Origin of the sequence: Stenotrophomonas sp. SY1 (genome assembly GCF_021202945.1) — a bacterium.
Taxonomy (GTDB): domain Bacteria; phylum Pseudomonadota; class Gammaproteobacteria; order Xanthomonadales; family Xanthomonadaceae; genus Stenotrophomonas.
This window is the reverse complement of sequence record NZ_JAJOYR010000020.1, coordinates 1-415: the sequence shown is the minus strand read 5'-3', so window position 1 is coordinate 415 and position 415 is coordinate 1. Positions and strand designations below refer to the sequence as shown.

Below are 415 nucleotides of genomic sequence, written 5' to 3'. Positions count from 1 at the left end.
CAATACGAAATGAATGTCGCTGATAAATCCAAAGAGAATCCCAAAGAATTCTTTAGTTACATTAGAGATAAAAAGGTTATTAGGAATCACATTGGTTCACTATTATCTACTGAGGGTCAACTTGAATATTCAAATGAAGAAATGTGCAATATCTTAAACAATTATTTTAGCTCGGTATTCGTAAACGAAACACCTCAAAGTGAATTCCAAACTGAAACCTGTGAAAAGTCTAGGGTAAACTTACTACAGTAAATATAACAAAAGAAAAAATTAAAAGGTGTATAGACGAACTCAAAGTTAATAAAACACCAGGGGCTGACATTTGCCATCCAAATGAGATTGTTGTTCCATTAGAATATATTTTCAAGAAATCCATCATATCCGGAGATGTCCCAAGGGAATGGAAGCTAGCTAA

At 33.0% G+C, this 415-nt stretch carries 1 protein-coding gene; it reads left to right on the top strand.

Features of this window, described 5'->3' with window-relative positions; all coding sequences use genetic code 11:
- The coding region (locus LR961_RS19165) for a hypothetical protein (protein WP_232151571.1) at positions 1–252 on the top strand (252 nt) is incomplete at its 5' end.
- Positions 253–415 lie beyond the last annotated feature (163 nt).